The following is an 18329-nucleotide window of genomic DNA, read 5'->3' on the forward strand; positions in this document are numbered from 1 at the left end:
TCAGGCCACCGCCGCGACAAGCATGCAGTCATCAGGGCCGAACAAGCCGCGCACCTCGATCGCAGGCCTGGGTCTGCTGAAGAGATAGCCCTGCATCTCCGTGCAGCCGAGCCCGCGCAGCATTTCGCGCTGGGCTTCGGTCTCGACGCCTTCGGCAACCGTCGTCATGTTGCTGGCGGAGGCGATGTTCACCACCGCCTGCACGATCACGGGCGATCCGCCGGGATCGGCAATGTCGGCGACGAAGCAGCGGTCGATCTTGATCTTGTCGAACGGGAAGCGCTTCAGATAGCTCAGCGAGGAATAGCCGGTGCCGAAATCGTCAAGCGCGATGCGCACGCCGATCGAGCGGAGCTGATGCAGGATCGAGAGCGCCGCCTCGTCGTCGCGGATCAGAACGGCCTCGGTGATCTCGATCTCGAGCCGGTGCGGCGCGAGGCCGGAGGCGGCGAGTGCGCCCGCGATCCGCAGCGCCAGCGTGTCGCATTTGAGCTGCACCGGCGAGACGTTGACCGCGACGCGCACGTGCGTCGGCCAGGTCGCGGCCTCGTTGCAGGCGGTGCGCAGCACCCAGTCGCCGAGTTCGTTGATCAGGCCGGTATCCTCCGCGATCGGAATGAACTCGGCCGGCGAGATCATCCCGCGCTCGGGATGGCGCCAGCGCAGCAACGCCTCGCAGCCGGTGACCGCGCCCGAGTGCAGGTTGACCAGCGGCTGGTAGTGAATCTCGAAGCCGCCCTCGACCAGCGCCTGGCGCAAATCCTGCTCCAGCGTGAGGCGGGCCTTGGCGCTCGCATCCATCTCGGGCACGAAGAACCGGTGGGTGCGCCGCCCTCCGGCCTTGGCGCCGTACATCGCGAGATCGGCGTTCTTGATGAGCTGGTCAAGGTCGGCGCCGTCCTGCGGCGCCAGCGCGATGCCGATGCTGGCATCGGTGGAGAGCTGGTGGCCGAGGCAATGATAGGGGCGGCGGATCGCCTCATGGATAATTGTCACGAAAGACAGCGCGTCAGCGGCCGTTTCGATTCCCGTCTGGATCACCGCAAACTCGTCGCCGCCGAGCCGCGCGATCAGATCGCCGGACTTGAGACAAGCTCGGATGCGGCCGGCGATGGCCTTCAGGAGCTCGTCGCCGACATGGTGGCCAAGCGAATCGTTGATGCCCTTGAATTCGTCGACGTCGATATAGAGCAGTGCGAACCGCTCGCCGTCCGCGACCTTTGTCAGCTCCCGCTCGATCTGCTCGCGGAACAGCGTGCGGTTCGGCAGGTCGGTCAGCGCGTCGTAATGCGCCAAATGCGCGATCTTGTCATGGGCGCGCCGGCGCTCGGTGACATCCTCGACGACGTTGATGAGGTAGCGCGGCTCGCCGGACGTGTCGCGGATACCGATCCGGGTCGAGGTGATGTAGCGCGGTCCCATGGTCAGGCTCGTCCAGGCATGTTCGTCCCTGAACAAGCCCTCGGTCATCTGCAACGCCCTGCTGTCGTCTTCAGTGACTTCCCTTGCGATGTCACCCGGATAGATGTCGAAGGGAGTTTTGCCGACCACGGTTTCGCGCGATTGGCCGAACTGCTCTTCCGCCGTGCGGTTGATCAGCAAATATTGGCGTGTTCGGGCGTCCTTCACCGTAATCTGCGAGGGGATATGATCGACGATCTCGCGGAGGAACGTGTAGTTGCGGTCGCGCTCCTGCTCCAGATTGCGCCGCTCGGTGATCTCCTCGATCGTGGCGACCCATCCGCCCTGCGCGAGCGGGGTGTTGATGACCTGGAAGGCGCGGCCGTTCGGGAGTTCATGTGTTTTTACGGCGACCTTGCCTTCGGCGACTTCCCTCAGGACGTCGGCGCAAAACTCTTCGACGTTGCCGCTGAACGCGTTGCGCTCCTGGCGATGGTACATCGCCTGTTGGATGTGACAGCCGGGCTTGATGACATCATGGGAAAGCCCGAACATCTCCACATAGCGGCGATTGCAGGTGACGATATATCCGTCGGCGTCGTGCAGGATCAGCCCTTGCGACATATTGTTGAGCGCGGTGTCGAGCCGCAGCCGTTCGGCCTCCAGCCGCTGCTGGGCCTCGCGGTTCTGCCGGTTGATCTGGCGGATGATCAGGAACAGGATCAGCGCGATCACGGCCGCTGAAAGCGTCGCGGTTGTGACCATGAACCGCGTTTGCTCGCGCCAATCCGCAAGCGCCGATTCCATCGTATTGGTTGCGATGATGATGATCGGGAAATGCTGGAGCCGCGCCCCTGCACCGAGGCGCCCCTGACCATCCGTCGGACTCTTCTCGATCCGCAGGGTCTGCCGACCACCCTCTGCAACGATCTTTTGCAGCAGCGGTCCGCTGGCGTAGCTCTTGCCGACGAGCTCCTCGGCGTAGGGATGGCGGGCCAGCATCATGCCGCCACGGTCGTACAGCGAGATGGCAGCGCCGTCTCCGAGCGCCAGCGATGAGAAATATTTCTGATAGCTGCCCGGATCGATTCGCCGCACCATGACGCCGACGAGTTCGCCCGCCGGATTGGTCAGGCGGCGCGCAACCACAGTGGTCCATTTGCCGAGGAGAAAGCTCTTCACGGTTTCCAGCAGCACCGGCTCGGACTGGGGATTGGATTTGAAGGTTTGGAAGTAGGCTCGCGACGAGATGTTGATCTTGGGCAGTGGCTCGTTTCGCGACCAGTTGATGATGTCACCGTTGATGTCATAGATCGCGATGTCGCCGAGATAGTTCACGGCACTGACCTTGTTCGCGAGCATGCGGTGTGCGTCGTCGCTCGTCATGCGTTCGCGGAACATCTCGGGCGAGGTGATGCCCGCCAGGTTCATCTGCGCGATCAGGTCGGCGGCGACGGACTCCGAATCCTCGAACTGCTGGTCGAAGTGACGGGTCAGCAGGAGGATCGTGTTTTCCAGCTCGCGCTCGTTGTTGACGAGCGCGCGTTCACGGAAGTCGCCGACTGCCATCGCGGTCGCCGCGAAGATCCCGGCGACGAGGAGCATGCCCGACAGAGTCAGCCATAGCACCGGGCCACGCCGCAAGGCAGCGTCCCAGCTAGCCTTCGCGGCTTGCGCCAGTCGGGCTGCCGTCTCGGAAAATACGTTGCGCATCTCCTCCCCCCCTGAGGGACAGAAATACACCGCACAAATGGCGTAAGGCTTAGGAAAACCAGTTAGCTAAGGATTAATCCGGTTGTCGCCTCGGAACCAAGCCAGGCGGCAATCGCCTGGTGATTGCGCGATTATCCGGACCATCGCTGCGTTGCATCGTGAATCGACGCTTAATGGGAAGCGGCCGGCTGCTTGGCGCTGCCGCCGCGGCGCAGCCGTCCGACCACGCCGGTGGGGAAGAAATAGACGCTGGCGATGAACAGCAGCCCGAGCCAGAGCAGCCAGCGGTCCGGGTGCAGCAGCCCCGGCAGCAGCGGCAGGCCGGCTTCGGACGCCGCTTTCGAGGCGGCGCCCATCAGCGACTGCAGGTAGTTCTGGGCGAGGATGAAGATGGTGGCGCCGATGATCGCGCCGTAGATCGTGCCCATGCCGCCGATCACCACCATCAGCAGGATGTCCAGCATGATGGAGAAGCTGAGTGAGGTGTCCGGACCGGCATAGCGCAGCCACAGCGCATTCAGGATGCCGGCGCTGGCGGCGACCAGGGCCGCGAGACAGTTTGCGTAGGTCAGGTGGAACACCGTGCGGAAGCCGAGGGCCTCGGCTCGAAAGCGGTTCTCGCGGATCGCCTGCAGCACCCGACCGAACGGCGAGTTCACCACACGCAACAGCGCAAGGATCATCAAGGCCGAGACGGCGAACACCAGATAGAAGGTCAGGATGCGGCCGTTGATCTCGAAGCCGAAGGCGCTTTTGGGGATCAGCACCGTGCCGGGGCGCAGCAGCTCGGGCAGCTGGAAGCTGCGCCCGTCCTCGCCGCCGGTGAGCCAGGACAGCTGCGAGGCCAGCACCTGAAAGGCGGAGGCGACCGCGAGCGTGATCATGGCAAAAAAGATCGCGGCCACCCGCAGCGAGAACAGGCCGATCGCCAGCGCAAGCAGCGCGGCCAGCGGCAGGCCGACGACGATCCCGGTTGCGACGGCGGCCCAGCTCGGGCCCATGCCGTACAGCGCGATCGCGATCGCGTAACTGCCGATGCCGTAGAACATGGTATGGGCGAACGAGACCGTGCCGGTGTAACCGAGCAGCAGGTCGTAAGAGGCCACAAGCGCTGCGAACACGCAGATCTTGGCCGCGACGTTCAGTGCCTTGGCCCCCGGAAACAGGAACGGCGTCGCAGCCAGCGCCAGGATGATGACGACGAGAACGAGTGTAAGAACGCGGCTGCGCGGCGGATCGCCCGACAGGATCATCATCGGCTGGTCACCGCATAGAGGCCGCGCGGGCGCCACATCAGGATGGCGACCATCAGCAGAATGTTCGAGACGAGGGCGAGTTTCGGCACCAGGAAGCCGCCATAGTTGGCGACCATCGCCACCAGGATCGCGCCGATGAAGCAGCCGCCGATCGAGCCGAGGCCGCCGATGATGACGACGACGAAGATCAGGACCGTCAGCTCGTCGCTCATGGAGGCATGGACCTGCTCGCGATAGAGCGCCCACATCACGCCGCCGAGGCCGGCGAGCGCCGAGCCGGTCATGAACACGCCGAGGAACAGCCGCCGGATGCGATAGCCGAGCGCCTCGACCATCTCGCGGTTCTCGACGCCGGCGCGGATCAGAAGCCCGAGCTTGGTGCGATTGAGCACCAGCTGGATCGTGAGGAAGACCGCGAGCCCGATCAGCATCGCCAGCACGCGGTACTTTGCGATCGCGACGTCGCCGAGGATGAAAGAGCCGCGCAGCGACGCCGGCAGCGGCATCGGGATGATCTGCGGCCCCCACAGCGCATAGAGCGTCTGCTCGGCGACAATCAGCCCGCCCGTGGTCATCAGGATCTGCTTCAGATGCTGGCCGTAGACCGGCAGGATCAGCACGCGCTCGACGACCAGGCCGAGCGCGCCTGACACCGCCATCGACAGCAGCGCCGCCGGCGCCAGCACCGCCAGGTTCACCCACAGCGAATCCGCCTGCACCGAGGCCACGAACGGCGCGAACACCAGCGTCGCAACATAGGCGCCGACCGCGATGAAGGCGCCGTGACCGAAGTTCAGCACGTCCATCAGGCCGAACACCAGCGTCAGCCCTGAGGCCATGATGAAGATCATCATGCCCATCGCGAGGCTTGCGGCCGTCAGCGTCAGCCAGGTCGAGGGCGAGCCGACCAGCGGGATGGTGAGGAGCGCGAGCGCGACCGGCAGCAGGATCGGCGCGATGTCGCGCTTCGGTTTCGGCAGCGGATCTGATGCCGTGAGTTCAGTCACTGATGTGCCTCCAGGCTCAGGCCGAGCAGCCGCTCCTGCAGCTGCACGTCAGCGGCGAGCGCCGCCATCTCGCCGCGATGGACGATGGTGCCGTTGTCCATGACCAGCACGCCGTGGCCGAGCTCGCGGGCGGCAAAGAAATTCTGTTCGACGAGGAGAATGGTCGCGCCGTTGCGCTTGATCTCCTTCAGGCACTCGATCAGCGCCATGACGATGGCGGGCGCCAGCCCCTTGGTCGGTTCGTCGATCAGCAGCAGCTTGCGCGGCTCTATGATCGCGCGTGCGATCGACAGCATCTGCTTCTGTCCGCCCGAGAGGCTTCCGGCCCGCGACAGCCAGAACCGGCGCAGCGCCGGGAAGAAGCCGAAGATCCACTCCAGCTGCTTGTCATCCATCTCTGCGTCGCGGGCGGCGAGGACGAGGTTTTCCTTGACGGTCAGATCGGAGAACACCGCCATGCTCTCGGGCACGTAGCCGACGCCGAGCCGTGCGATGTCGGGCGTGGCGCGGCTCTCGATGCGCTCACCGCTCATCGTGATCTCGCCCGAGGAGGCCTGCCACAGGCCCATGATGGTGCGGAGCGTCGTGGTTTTGCCGGCGCCGTTGCGGCCAAGCAGCATCGTGACCTGCCCCTCGGGCACCGCGAAGTCGATGCCCTGGAGAATGTGGTAGCGGCCGATATGGGTGTGCACGCCGGCGAGTTTCAGGAGGTCCCTCATGCCGCACCCTCTGCAGAACTCTTGGGAGCAACGCCGAGATACGCTTCCTGCACGATCGACGAAGCGATGACGTCCGCCGGCGGCCCGTCGGCCACAAGCTGCCCGTTATGCAGCACGATGATGCGGTCGGCGAGCGAGCGCACCACGTCCATCTTGTGCTCGACCAGCAGGATGATCTTGCTCTTGTCCTGCTTGAGCTGCGCGATCAGGTTCAGGACGACGGGCACCTCGTCGATGCTCATGCCCGCGGTCGGCTCGTCGAACATGAAGGCTTTGGGCTCCAGCGCGATCATCAGCGCGACCTCGAGCTTGCGCTGGTCGCCATGCGACAAGGCCGTCGCGGCCACACCGCGGCGATTGCCGAGCGCGACCTGGTCGAGGATGGCATCGGCGCGCGCGATCAGATCGCGGCGGACCATCCAGGGCCGCAGCATGTCGTAGTGGGTGCCGCTTGCAGCCTGCACCGCGAGACGCACGTTCTCCTCGACGGTCAGGTTCGGAAACAGATTTGTCAGCTGGAACGCACGCCCGAGACCCGCACGGGTCCGCAGCGGCGCGGAGTGCTGCGTGATGTCGGTGCCATCGAACAGGATGTGGCCAGCGGAGGCGCGCAGTTGGCCCGAGATCAAGTTGAAATAGGTTGTCTTGCCCGCGCCGTTCGGCCCGACGATAGCCGTGAGCTCGCCCGGACGGAACGTACAGCTGACGTTGTTGACCGCGACATGCCCGCCGAAGCGGATGGTGAGGTCGCGGGTTTCGAGGGAGAGCGTCATTGAAGCCAAATTCGTCGCTGGTTGTGACACCTCTCCCAACGGGGAGAGGTCGGTTTGCGCAGCAAAATCGGGTGAGGGGGCTCAGGTCCCACGAGAGGGCGGTATCCCTCACCCGGCGCTTCGCGCCGACCTCTGCCTATGGGAGAGGTGGACAGCTCACCGCTTGTTGCGGATCGGAACGTCCATGTCCTCGATCTTCAGCTCGCGGACCGGCTCGAGGATGGCCCAGGCAACGTTCGGATCGACCTTGACCTTGAAGTGATACATGCTCTGCAGCGCCTGATGGTCCTCTTTGCGGAACACCATCTTGCCCTTCGGCGTGTCGAACTCCATGCCTTCCATCGTCGATATCAGCTTCTCGGTGTCGGTCGATTTGGCCTTGCTGACCGCAGTGACGATGGACATCGCAGCCGCAAAGCCGCCCGCGGTGAAGAAATCAGGCGGGGCGTTGAAGCGCTTCTGGTGCTCGGCGACGAGCCAGTCGTTCACCGGGTTCTTCGGGATGTCGTAGTAGTAATACGTCGCGCCCTCCATGCCCGGCAGGCTCTTATAGGCCGCGAGCGCCGGCAGGATGTTGCCGCCGGTGGAGAGCTCGATGCCGTAGCGCTTCGGGTCCATGTCCTGGAGCTTCGCCAGCGGATTGCCGGCGCCGGCCCAGATCACCCAGATCACCTTGCGGCCCGGCTTGTCCTTCAACTCATCAAACAGACGCTGGCCGACCGCGGTGAAGTCTGTGGTGTTGGCCGGGGCATATTCCTCGGCGGCGAGTGTCGCGCCGGTCTTGGCCAGCGCCTCCTTGAAGGCGGCGACGCCGTCGCGGCCGAAGGCGTAGTCCTGCGCCAGCGTCGCTACGGTGACGCCCTGCTTGCCGATCGCGACGGCGTTCGAGATCGCGTCCTGCGAGGAATTGCGCGCTGTGCGGAAGATGTAGCGATTCCACTTATCGCCGGTAATCTGGTCCGCGACCGCAGGCTCGACGACCAGGATCTTCTTGTTCTCTTCCGCGACCGGAAGCATCGCCAGCGCCGCGGCCGATGAGGTCGTGCCAACCGCGATATCGACCTTGTCATCCTGATAGGCTTCGGCGAGCGCGGTCTTCGCAAGGTCCGGCTTGCCCTGGTCGTCCTTGGTGATGATGACGATCTTGCGACCGTCGATCGTCATGGTGCCCTTGGTGGCGTATTCGAAGCCCATCTGCAGGCCGGTTTCGGTCTGCTTGGCGTAGGCCTCGAGCGGACCGGTCTTGCCGTAGATCAGCCCGATCTTGAGGTCGTCGGCGCGCGCCGAGGTAACCGCGGCGGCGGCGATAATGGTTGTTGTTATGATGAGTGATCGGCGCACGATGGTCCCTCCTGTCTCGGATTTTCTGGGCAATAGCGATTTGCACAGCCTGACGAACATTGCAATTCGACCTTCCGGCTGATGTTGTGCATGCGGCGGCCGCATCATTTTTGAGCCAGCCACGGCGCGTGTTGCGCGTCGGTAGCGGAGGCGGCGCCCTGGATCTGGCGCCAATCCGACTGCGCCTCTTCAGCGCTTTCGAAAATATGCGGCGCGACGCCACGCCGTTCGAGCGCCTCGCCAAGCTTGATGCGGAGGAAGCCCGAGGTCGTGTAGCGCGACACGCCGGAATAGAACCGGTCGACCAGGCTGCGCACCATGGCTGAATAGTCGTCCAGCAGCTCCGGCAGAATGGAAAAGTTGTCATAATTGACGATGGCGTAAACCTTGCGGCCGAGCGGGCCGAGCCTCGCCGCGACAATCCGCCCGATCTCGTCGATCTCGGCCTTGCTGCGCAAGGGATAGCGCTCGAGGTTGATGAAGAACAGGTTCTGGTCCGCATCGAGCGTGAAGCGCTGGTCGAGCGGGATGGTCAGCAACCGTTCGCGCAGGTCCATGGGGCCGTCGCGGAAGATGCGCGCATCCATCAGGCCCGGTTCGCGCGGGATCAGCGGCGTGAAATCCATCAGGCGCAGGATGTCGTGCCCGATGTCGATGCCGGGCGCGACTTCGGTGAGCTCGAGCCCGTCGGGCCGCAGCGTGAAGACGCAGCGCTCGGTGACGTAGAGCACGCGCTGCCCGCGCGCGGCAGCAAACGGGCCGCTGAAGGTCACGTGCTCGACGTGATCGACGAATTTGCGTGACTTCGCCTCTTCGATAATGGTGAGCTGCCCGTCGTTGACGGCGATGCGCTGCCTGCCGGCGGCAAAGGTGCCGACGAACACGACCTCCTTGGCATTCTGGCTGATGTTGATGAAACCGCCGGCGCCCGCCAGCTTCGGCCCGAACTTGCTGACATTGAGATTGCCGGTGCGATCGACCTGCGCGAGCCCGAGGAAGGCCGCATCCAGTCCGCCGCCGTCATAGAAATCGAACTGATAGGGCTGGTCGATCACGGCCTGGGTATTGATCGCCGCGCCGAAATCGATGCCGCTCGCGGGAATGCCGCCGATCACGCCGGGCTCCGCGGTCAGCGTGATCAGGTCGATGATGCGCTCTTCGTTGGCGACGGAGGCGATCCCTTCGGGCATGCCGATGCCGAGATTGACGACGCTATTGGCCTTCAGCTCGAAGGCCGCGCGGCGCGCGATGATCTTGCGCTCGCTCAGCGGCATGTCAGGCAGCGATGCCGCGCGCACTCGGATCTCGCTGGAATAAGCCGGATTATACTGCGTGCCAAAGGTCTGCCAGTGATGCTCGGGCTTGGCCACGACGACGCAGTCGACCAGCACGCCGGGAATCTTGACCTGACGCGGATTGAGGCTGCCGCTCTCCGCGACGCGCTCGACCTGGGCGATGACGATGCCGCCGGAATTGTGCGCGGCCATGGCGATTGCCAGCGCTTCCAGCGTCAGCGCTTCCTTCTCCATGGTGAGGTTACCATCGGGATCGCCTGTGGTGGCGCGGATGATCCCGACATTGATCGGGAAGGTCCGATAGAGCAGACATTCCTCCCCGCGCAGCGTGATCAGTTCCACCATGTCCTCGGTGGTGCGCGCATTCAGCTTGCCGCCGCCATGCCTGGGGTCGACGAAGGTGCCGATGCCGACGCGGGTGATATGACCGGGCCGGTGGGCCGCGATGTCGCGGAACAGGTGCGTGATCACGCCCTGCGGCAGATTGTAGGCCTCGATCTGGTTGGCGATCGCGAGCTGCTGCAGCTTCGGGGCAAGGCCCCAATGCCCGCCGATCACCCGGCGGACCAGGCCTTCATGGGCGAAATGGTTGAGGCCGCGATGCTTGCCGTCGCCCTGGCCCGCGGCGTAGACCAGCGTCAGATTGCGCGGCTTGCCCTGCGTGTAGGGCGCATCGCCCTCGTTGGAGAGATAGAGCTCCTCCAGCGCCACCGCGATCTCCTCGGCAAAGCCGATGCCGACGAAGCCGCCGGTGGCGACCGTGTCGCCGTCGCGGATCAGCATCACGGCCTCGGCGGCCGTGACGATCTTGCCCTTTTCGGAATTGGGCAGGTAAGCCAAGGCTGGGTGCTGGCTCACGGCGTGTCCTCCCATGTTGGTCTCATCAGGAGCGGCCTTGCGGCGACCGCTCCATCATTTGCGATCGGCTCGTTCGAAACTAGCCGACCTTGCGGGTTTCGGTGGCGAAATAGACCGAGACTACAGTGATGATCGCGAGCGCGATCATATAGAGCGAGATCGGCCAGGTCGCCGGCGCGTAGGCCGTCATCAGGCCCGTCGCGATCAGCGGCGACAGCGCGCCGGCGAAGATCGAGGCGAGGTTGTAGCCGAGCGAGACGCCGCTATAGCGCACCTTGGTGCCGAACAGCTCCGACAGGAAGCTCGCCTGGGGGCCATACATCGCGGCATGCCCGATGGCGAGACCGAGCACGATTGCGATCCAGGCGAGTTGCGGGTTCCTGGTCGACAGCAGCATGAACAGCGGGAACGACATCAGTGCGGAGAACACCGCGCCGAAAATATAGATCGGCCGCCGCCCGACCTTGTCGGACAGCGCGCCGAAAGCCGGGATCGTGAAGGTCTCGATCGCAGCCGCGATCAGGACGCCGTTCAGCATGTCCTGCTTGTTCATGCCGAGCGATTGCGTCGCAAAGGCGAGCACGAACGTCGCGTAGATGTAGAAGTAGCCGTTCTCGGCAAAGCGGGCGCCCATCGCGAGCAGGATGTTCTTGGGATACATCCTGAGAGCCTCGAGGATCGGCATCTTCACCTCCTGCTTGGTGTCCTTGACCTTCTGGAACTCCGGCGATTCCGCGATGGTGAAGCGGATCCAGAGGCCGACCAGCACCAGCGCGATCGAGACCAGGAACGGGATGCGCCAACCCCAGGCGAAGAGCTGCGCGTCGCTCAGTGTCGAGGACACCACCGTGAACACCAGCGTGCCGAGCACGAGGCCGAGTGGAGCCCCCAGCTGCGGCCAGCTGCCGTAGAAGCCCTTCTTGTCCTCGGGGGCGTGCTCGACCGCCATCAGCACGGCGCCGCCCCATTCGCCGCCGAGGCCAAAACCCTGGACCAGGCGGCAGGTCACGAGCAGGACCGCGGCCCAGATGCCGGCGGTATCGTAGGTCGGCAGGAATCCGATCGCCGCCGTCGCCGCGCCCATGATCAGCAGCGTGAGATACAGCATGGTCTTGCGGCCGATCTTGTCGCCGTAGTGGCCGAACACGACCCCGCCGAGCGGGCGTGCGATGAAGCCGAGCGCGTAGGTCGCGAACGCCAGCAGCGTGCCGATCATGGGATCGAAGGTCGGAAAGAACAGCTTGTTGAAGATCAGCGCCGCCGCGGTGCCGTAGAGAAAGAAGTCGTACCACTCGATGGCCGTGCCGATCAGGCTCGCAGTTGCGACCGTGACATGCGACGGCTGCTTGGCCCCGAGTTCATTGACGGTGATCGCTCCACTCATCTGGCGTCCTCCCTGTTTGCGAATGCGCATGTGCGTCATGCGTCATTGTGCAAAGCGAAAAGCAAGGGCCGCGCCAGATGCGACACCGTTGAGCAAACTGGCTGAAATCCCGGCAATTCCTGCACTCGCGCCAGGAACGAGCGCTGAACAGCATGTCCGGAGTCTGAGACTCCGGACAGTCTCCGTCTCGAAACTCAGACCAGGGGATCGCATATGGGGCGCGAGCTTGGGGCACTGAATCCGCAGCATCGTCATGGCCGGGCTTGGCGGTCTGAAGGACGGCGTCGCTTATGCTCGCCTATGTCCCGGCCATCCTCCTCTTGCCACGCCGCACAAAGAACGTGGATGCCCGCGACAAGCCCGGGCATGACCACTTCCTGTTGAAACTCAGACGGACGCGGGCCCCGAGGCGAGGCCCAACTTGGCGAGCTTCTTGTAGAAGGTCGCGCGCGAGATCTGGAGCAGCTTGGCGGCTTCGGAGATCTGACCGTTACTGGCGGCAAGCGCCTGCTCGAGCGTTTGCTTCTCGAACTCCGCCTCCGCCTCGGCATAGGGCAGCACGGGGCCGGCGGCCCGCGCGGTCGCAGCCGGCCTCGCATCCGTGCCGACGGGGAGGATACGGGCGAAATCGTCACCGCTCAGCCGCCCGGAATCGCTCAGGATCAGAGCGCGTTCCAGAACGTTGCGAAGCTCGCGGACATTGCCGGGCCAATCGTAGCGGGCAAGCACGGACAGCGCGCTCGGAGTGATCTTGGCGCTGACATGATCACCGGAGGCGCTGATATCCTCGAGCAGCCGGGCGCTGATGTCGGGGAGATCGTCAAGACAGTCGCGCAGGGGCGGCAGGTCGATCGAGAGCACGTTGAGGCGGTAATAAAGGTCGGGCCGAAAGGTGCCGTCGCTGACGCGCTTGCGTAGATCGACATTGGTGGCGGCGACCACGCGTACATCAACCTTCGAGATCTTGTCCGATCCGAGCGGCTCGATCTCGCGCTCCTGCAGAACACGCAGCAGCTTGGCCTGCAATTGCAACGGCATCTCGCCGATCTCGTCGAGAAACAGGGTTCCGCCGTCGGCAATCCGGAATTTCCCCTCGCGCCCCTTGCGATCGGCGCCGGTATAGGCGCCCGGCGCGGTGCCGAAAAATTCCGATTCGATGAGCGTGTCGGGGATTGCGGCGACGTTGACACTGACGAACGGCTTCTCGGCGCGGGAGGAGGCATTGTGAATGGCCTGCGCCAGCATCTCCTTGCCCGTCCCGGTCTCGCCGGTGAGCAGGACGGTGACGTTTTGCCGGGCGGCGCGGCCTGCGAGCTCCTTGGCCTGCGCGATTCCAGGGGTCCTGCCGACGAAGTCGGCGAAGGTGAAGCGCGCGGCGCGGGCGTTGGACAATTGCCGCCGCGCCAGCCGCAAATCGCTCTCGAGCTGGGCGACGCGCGCAAGCAATGGCTTGAGGCTTTCGAGACGGTCATACAGCACGAAGCCGATCGCTCCGATGACGTTGCGCCTCTCGTCCTCGATCGGCATGCGCGTCACGACCAGCTGCTCGCCGCCGAGCTCCATGATGTCGAGCAGGATCGGCTCGCCGGTTTCGACGACCTTCCGCATCATGCTGTTCGGAATGACCTCCTCGATCGGCCGCCCCATCGCCTCGGAGGTGTGCTTGAGCCCGAGCGAAGCGAGGTACTTCTCGTTGACATAGATCACGCGTCCGCCGCGATCGATGGCGATCGCGCCCTCGCACAGATGCTCCAGCCGCTCGAACAGCGTCACCATCGCCCGCGCGCGGACATAGGCGGGATCGCTGACGTCGGGGGAGATGTGGGCCATGACGTGCCTCGGGAGGTCCGCCTGTGTATTACCAAAAGGGCTGTGATTTCAAAGGGGAAATGGCAGGTGAGCGAGATCAGAGAATGCTGACGTTCCGGGGCGCGAAGCGAACCCGGGACCCATACCCACGGGGAGTCGTTTGACGACGACTCGGATTGGGCATCTCGCACCGCAACTGCTGCCTGTGGTGATGGATCCCGGGTTCGCGCTTTGCGCGCCCCGGGATGACAGCGGTGGGTGCCGCGCCGCCGCGCCCCTACCGCCGATACCCGCTCGCCCGCGAATAGCCCTGTCGGTTCTGCTGCATCGGGCGGGCGGACACGCTGGCGCGGGATTCGCTGGAGGCGGGGGTGGCGAGCTTCAGCTCTTCGAGGAAGATCGGGCGAGCGAAATAATAGCCCTGCGCGTAGCGGATCTTGGTCGCTGCCTGGAGATAGGCGAGCTCCTCGTAGGATTCCAGGCCTTCGGCGATCACGGTCATGCCAAGCGCCTCGCTCAGGGATTCGATCGCGCGCAAAATGCCCTGGCTGCGCGGCCGCTTATGGATGTCGGTGATGAAGGAGCGATCGATCTTGATCTCGTCGGCAGTGATGTCGGCGAGCGCCGACAACGACGAATAGCCGGTGCCGAAATCGTCGATGGAGATGCCGACCGCCGAGCTTGCGGAATATCGGCAGGATCTCGTCCTGGAAATGATTCTTGGCGACGAAGGCGTCTTCCGTCACCTCGATCATGAATCTCTGTGGAAAGCCGGTGTTCTCCAGCGCCCGCGCAAAATCGTGCATGAATTCGGGATTGCCGGCCTGCTTGGCGGCGACATTGATGCTGATGGTCGCGTCCGCGCCAAAGGTGTCGTTGATCAGGTCGATCGACTTGACGATCTCAGCCAGCACGAGATGGGTCAGCTCGTCGATCAGCCCGAGCTCGACCGCCAGGTTGATGAACGAACCCGGTGCCTGGATCACGCCCTCGTCGTCGCGCAGGCGTACCAGCGCCTCGATACCCTTTACTTTCTGGGTACGGATGTCGACCTTGGACTGAAAGGCGCAGCAGAAACGCTTCTCGAGGATGGCCTGCCGCAGCGACTGCTCGATCTTCATCCGCGCGAGCGCCTCGCGCTCCATGCTGGAATCGAAGAAGGCCGCGGATCCCTTGCCATTGTTCTTGATGCGGTACATCGCGATGTCGGCGTTCTGGCGCAGCGTCTCGAAGCTGCTTCCATGGTCGGGAAAGAGGCTGACGCCGACGGAGGTCGAGGCGAACACTTCCGAATTGCCTATGAAGAACGGTGCGGTCAGCCGCTCCAGCGTCGATTGCATGAATTCGGCGACTTCCTCCTGGCTCTGGATCGGGGAGAGCAGCAACAGGAATTCGTCGCCGGAGATGCGCGACAGCATGTCGGACTCGCGCAGGTCGCGCCCGAGACGCTTCGACAGCTCGACCAGCAGCGCGTCGCCGACGGCATGGCCGTAATAGTCGTTGATGTGCTTGAAATTGTCGACATCGAGAAAGGCGAGGGCAAAACGGTCATCGCCGCGACCGCGGGAGAGCAGGCTCGAGGCGCGATGCTCGATGACGCGTCGCGAGGGCAGGCCGGTCAGCTCGTCGAAATAGGCCGAGCGGAACAGCTGGTCCTCGAAATTCTTCTGTTCGGTGATATCGGCAGAGGCCGAGATCAGGAGCTCGCGGCCGGCGAGCTGGACCGGCCGATGGGTGGTCAGCAGCACCTGACGCGCGGCGCCGTCCTGGAGCGCTTCCTCGGAGACGACAGGCTGTCCCGCCTTGAACGCGCGCTCGCAGGCTTCGCGGCGTCGTGTGAGATCCGGCGACGGGCGGCTGCCGTCCATGCCGAGCTGGGCGGCGGCGACGTCGTTGATCAGGAGAAGCTTGCCCTGCGCGTCCTGCACGGTCAGGCCGGCAGGCAGCATTCTAACGATTTCCTTGAGAAATCCGAGTTCGGCTTCATTCGCGCCGCTATATGCATTGTCGTTCATAGAAGCCATGAATCTTGTTGTTCAGCGCGCGTCCGCAATGGGCGCGATCATGCGCAGTTCCCTCTTAGCTTTGGTTAAGGGGTCCGCAGAAATACGGGGGTGTTTTGCGAGAAACCTGCGATGATCCCAGGCGCCCCGCCGATCGTCATTAACAGAAGGTCAACAGCGCATGCGCAAGCGTGCGCGGACTGCGCGGACCTGTTTCGTTTCTGGCAACCAGTCGCGAGATGGCTTGTCGACAACCTTTCCCCCACCGGGGAGAGGTGAACCACCGTCACCCATTCCGGGGAATGCGGCACTGCATGATGCAATGCAGTCCGGTCTTCAAATAGGAAACCTCGGTCTTGCCGTCGAAGGCCGAGAGCGCCGATTTCAGGAGCTTGGTGCCGAAGCCGGGCGCCGAGATCTCACCGATGGTCGGTCCTTCGGTTTCATCCCAGGTGATGGTGAGGCGATCGTCGCTGACCGTCCACGACACCTGCAACAATCCGCGCGGCGAGGAGAACGCGCCGTATTTGCCGGCGTTGGTGGCGAGTTCGTGAAACATCAATGACAGCGTCACCGCAAGCTTCGGCGGCAGGAACAGCCGCTCGCCATTGAGGGTGAAGCGGACATGGCCGTAAGGGCCGAGCTCCGAGATCAGGAGGTCGCGGATGTCGCAGCCGGCCTTGTCGACCTGCGAGATCAGGTCGTCGGTTGCCGCCAGCGAGCGGAGCCGCGGGTCGATCCGGGCCCAGACCTGAGGCTCATCGTGCAGCACCTGGTGCAGCACGGCATGCACGGTCGACAGCTTGTTTTTCAACCGGTGCTGCAACTCCTCGACCAGCACCTTGCGATAATCTTCCTCCTCGATCAGGCGTCTGGAGATCCGGCGCTGCTCGGCCAGGATGGTGCGATAGTGCTCGACGCCCCAGATCGTCAGCGCGGACACGCCCCAATAGAGTGTCAGCAGCGCGAAGCGCGCGCGATCGGCATAGGCATCGCCGAAATTCACGACGACGCCGAGCACGCCGCCGACCAGCGCCGTCACGACACCGATCCGCAGGCCGCCGAAGGCGGCAGCAAAGAACACGGCCGGAAAGTACGGTGAGAAGAAGACGTCGGGGCGCACATGCGCGAGGCCCCAGCGCGCCAGGGTCGCGAGCAGCAGGCACGCCACCGCAAAGGCGATGCTCAGGCCGAGCGATGGCGGCGCTGCGCCCTGCCAGCCCCTGCGGAATTCCTCGATCAGCTTCCCCATGGCGGAAGTCTTCGTTGCCGAAGGTGCCAAAATTGTGATCGCTGGCCGGCGCAACTGGAGCCAGCAGCAGCGCTACGAGCTGCGGCGCGCCCGGGACACGAGAGCCGAGCGTTAAACCGCCTTCACCCGCACTTTGAGCCCGTCCCGCGGCTTCGGGATAGGCCACATCTGCCAGTCCGGCTTGTAGCCAGGCTCGAGCGACACCTCGATGTTCTGCAGGACGTGCCGGGCAAAACATTTCGCCTGCATATAGGCGAAGTGCAGGCCGAGGCACATATGCGCGCCGCCGCCGAACGGCACCCAGGCGAAGCGGTGACGGTTGCGCTGGGCCTCCTCGGTGAAGCGCAAGGGATCGAACCTGTCAGGCTCCGGCCAGATGTCCCTCATATGATGCGTGTAGAGCGGGTTGATGCCGACCGCGGTGCCGCCGGGAATCGTAAATCCCTTGAAGGTGAAATCGCGCATCGCGCGGCGCGGCATCGAGGGCACCGGCGGCTTGATCCGCAGCGCCTCCTTGAAGGCCATCTCCGACAGCGGCATTTTGTCGAGATCGTCGAAGCTGGTCGGCGCGTCCGGGGCAAGCCCAAGCGCAACAACCTCGTCGCGCAGCCTGGTCTGCCACTGCGGATTGGCGGCGAGCTCGCCGATGAAGGACGTCAGCGACGAGGTCAGGGTGTCGTGCGCCGCCATCATCAGGAAGCTCATATGGTCGATGATGTCCTGCTCGGACAATAATGCGCCATCCTCGTGGGTGGCGCGGCACAGATGCGAGAACAGATCGTCGCCACCATGGTTGCCACGGCGCAGCGGAATCTGCTCGCGGAAATAGGCGACGATGCGCTTGCGCCCCCGCACGCCGGCTGCCATCTGCGTGCCCGGCAGGGGCCTGCGGACCGGCGCGACGGCGGCGGCCACCATGTCGACGAAGGCGCGGTTGATCTCGTCGACCTCGGGTCCGATGTCGGCGCCGAGGAAAGACGCAGCCGCGAGATCGAGCGTGAGCTGCTTCATCGCGGGATAGAGCTGCATCTCGCCAGGCTTGGCCTTCCACTGCGCGACGCGCGCGGAGATGCCGCGATCAAGGTCGCTCAGATAGGACTTCATCGGTCCTGACTTGAACGCGACCGAGAGCGCCTTGCGGTGCAGCCGGTGCTCGTCGAAGTCGAGCAGCATCAACCCGCGCGGAAACAGCAGGCCGAGCACCTTGTTCCAGCCATGGGTCGACGAGAACAACTTCTGCTGGTCGAACAGCACGAGCTCGTTGGCCTCCGGGCCAAGCAGCACGACATTGGTCTCGCCGAAGATATGAGTGCGGTAGACAGGCCCGTATTTGGCGCCGTTCGCCTCGACGTGTCCCTTGGGATCGGCGAGCACCTGGAAGGTCTTGCCGATGATGGGCCAGCCCTCGTCGCCGGGAATGTGTGTCAGCTCGTTGCGTTTGGGCGCCGTGTAGGCGAGCGCAGGTGCGGCCACATTCTGCATGGACATGACGATTGCTCCCGTTGGCCGTGCCTACAT

11 protein-coding genes and 1 pseudogene are annotated in these 18329 nt (G+C 64.2%); all 12 read right to left on the minus strand.

Annotated elements, in window-relative coordinates; genetic code table 11:
• Positions 1-3114 carry an EAL domain-containing protein gene (locus ACVIIW_RS10530; protein ID WP_456700672.1) on the minus strand — a complete coding sequence of 1038 codons (3114 nt, stop codon included), beginning with the start codon at positions 3112-3114 and terminating at the stop codon, positions 1-3.
• Between the two features lie 170 nt (positions 3115-3284).
• Positions 3285-4370 (minus strand): branched-chain amino acid ABC transporter permease, encoded by a 1086-nt coding sequence (locus tag ACVIIW_RS10535; RefSeq protein ID WP_456700673.1) that lies wholly within the window; start codon positions 4368-4370, stop codon positions 3285-3287.
• Entirely contained in the window at positions 4367-5377 is a 1011-nt protein-coding gene (locus ACVIIW_RS10540; RefSeq protein WP_456700674.1) for a branched-chain amino acid ABC transporter permease, read from the minus strand. Before ACVIIW_RS10540 ends, ACVIIW_RS10535 begins: the two co-directional genes overlap by 4 nt.
• The gene (locus tag ACVIIW_RS10545; RefSeq protein ID WP_456700675.1) at positions 5374-6096 is read right to left on the minus strand and encodes an ABC transporter ATP-binding protein; all 723 of its coding nucleotides are present in this window, start codon (positions 6094-6096) and stop codon (positions 5374-5376) included. Before ACVIIW_RS10545 ends, ACVIIW_RS10540 begins: the two co-directional genes overlap by 4 nt.
• Positions 6093-6869 (minus strand): ABC transporter ATP-binding protein, encoded by a 777-nt coding sequence (locus tag ACVIIW_RS10550; protein WP_456700676.1) that lies wholly within the window; start codon positions 6867-6869, stop codon positions 6093-6095. Before ACVIIW_RS10550 ends, ACVIIW_RS10545 begins: the two co-directional genes overlap by 4 nt.
• 156 nt (positions 6870-7025) lie before the next feature.
• Positions 7026-8210 (minus strand): substrate-binding domain-containing protein, encoded by a 1185-nt coding sequence (locus ACVIIW_RS10555; protein WP_456700677.1) that lies wholly within the window; start codon positions 8208-8210, stop codon positions 7026-7028.
• 104 nt (positions 8211-8314) lie between these two features.
• Positions 8315-10363 (minus strand): acyl CoA:acetate/3-ketoacid CoA transferase, encoded by a 2049-nt coding sequence (locus tag ACVIIW_RS10560; RefSeq protein WP_456700678.1) that lies wholly within the window; start codon positions 10361-10363, stop codon positions 8315-8317.
• A 79-nt stretch (positions 10364-10442) separates the two neighbouring features.
• The gene (locus tag ACVIIW_RS10565) at positions 10443-11747 is read right to left on the minus strand and encodes an MFS transporter (protein ID WP_456700679.1); all 1305 of its coding nucleotides are present in this window, start codon (positions 11745-11747) and stop codon (positions 10443-10445) included.
• Between the two features lie 387 nt (positions 11748-12134).
• Positions 12135-13577 carry a sigma-54 interaction domain-containing protein gene (locus ACVIIW_RS10570; RefSeq protein WP_456700680.1) on the minus strand — a complete coding sequence of 481 codons (1443 nt, stop codon included), beginning with the start codon at positions 13575-13577 and terminating at the stop codon, positions 12135-12137.
• A gap of 256 nt (positions 13578-13833) precedes the next feature.
• Positions 13834-15571: pseudogene (locus ACVIIW_RS10575) on the minus strand (putative bifunctional diguanylate cyclase/phosphodiesterase).
• A 274-nt stretch (positions 15572-15845) separates the two neighbouring features.
• Positions 15846-16811 (minus strand): sensor histidine kinase, encoded by a 966-nt coding sequence (locus ACVIIW_RS10580; protein WP_456700681.1) that lies wholly within the window; start codon positions 16809-16811, stop codon positions 15846-15848.
• 111 nt (positions 16812-16922) lie between these two features.
• Positions 16923-18299: a cytochrome P450 gene (locus ACVIIW_RS10585; RefSeq protein ID WP_456700682.1), complete on the minus strand. Its 1377-nt coding sequence runs from the start codon at positions 18297-18299 to the stop codon at positions 16923-16925.
• Between the last annotated feature and the right edge of the window lie 30 nt (positions 18300-18329).

The sequence above is a fragment of the Bradyrhizobium sp. USDA 4449 genome, assembly GCF_054056275.1.

What these genes read in the sequence shown, in the direction of transcription:
- ACVIIW_RS10580 (WP_456700681.1), bottom strand. Translation starts at nt 16,811, where the DNA reads ATGGGGAAGCTGATCGAGGAATTCCGCAGGGGCTGGCAGGGCGCAGCG.
- ACVIIW_RS10570 (WP_456700680.1), bottom strand. Translation starts at nt 13,577, where the DNA reads ATGGCCCACATCTCCCCCGACGTCAGCGATCCCGCCTATGTCCGCGCG.
- ACVIIW_RS10585 (WP_456700682.1), bottom strand. Translation starts at nt 18,299, where the DNA reads ATGTCCATGCAGAATGTGGCCGCACCTGCGCTCGCCTACACGGCGCCC.
- ACVIIW_RS10530 (WP_456700672.1), bottom strand. Translation starts at nt 3,114, where the DNA reads ATGCGCAACGTATTTTCCGAGACGGCAGCCCGACTGGCGCAAGCCGCG.
- ACVIIW_RS10550 (WP_456700676.1), bottom strand. Translation starts at nt 6,869, where the DNA reads ATGACGCTCTCCCTCGAAACCCGCGACCTCACCATCCGCTTCGGCGGG.
- ACVIIW_RS10535 (WP_456700673.1), bottom strand. Translation starts at nt 4,370, where the DNA reads ATGATGATCCTGTCGGGCGATCCGCCGCGCAGCCGCGTTCTTACACTC.
- ACVIIW_RS10565 (WP_456700679.1), bottom strand. Translation starts at nt 11,747, where the DNA reads ATGAGTGGAGCGATCACCGTCAATGAACTCGGGGCCAAGCAGCCGTCG.
- ACVIIW_RS10545 (WP_456700675.1), bottom strand. Translation starts at nt 6,096, where the DNA reads ATGAGGGACCTCCTGAAACTCGCCGGCGTGCACACCCATATCGGCCGC.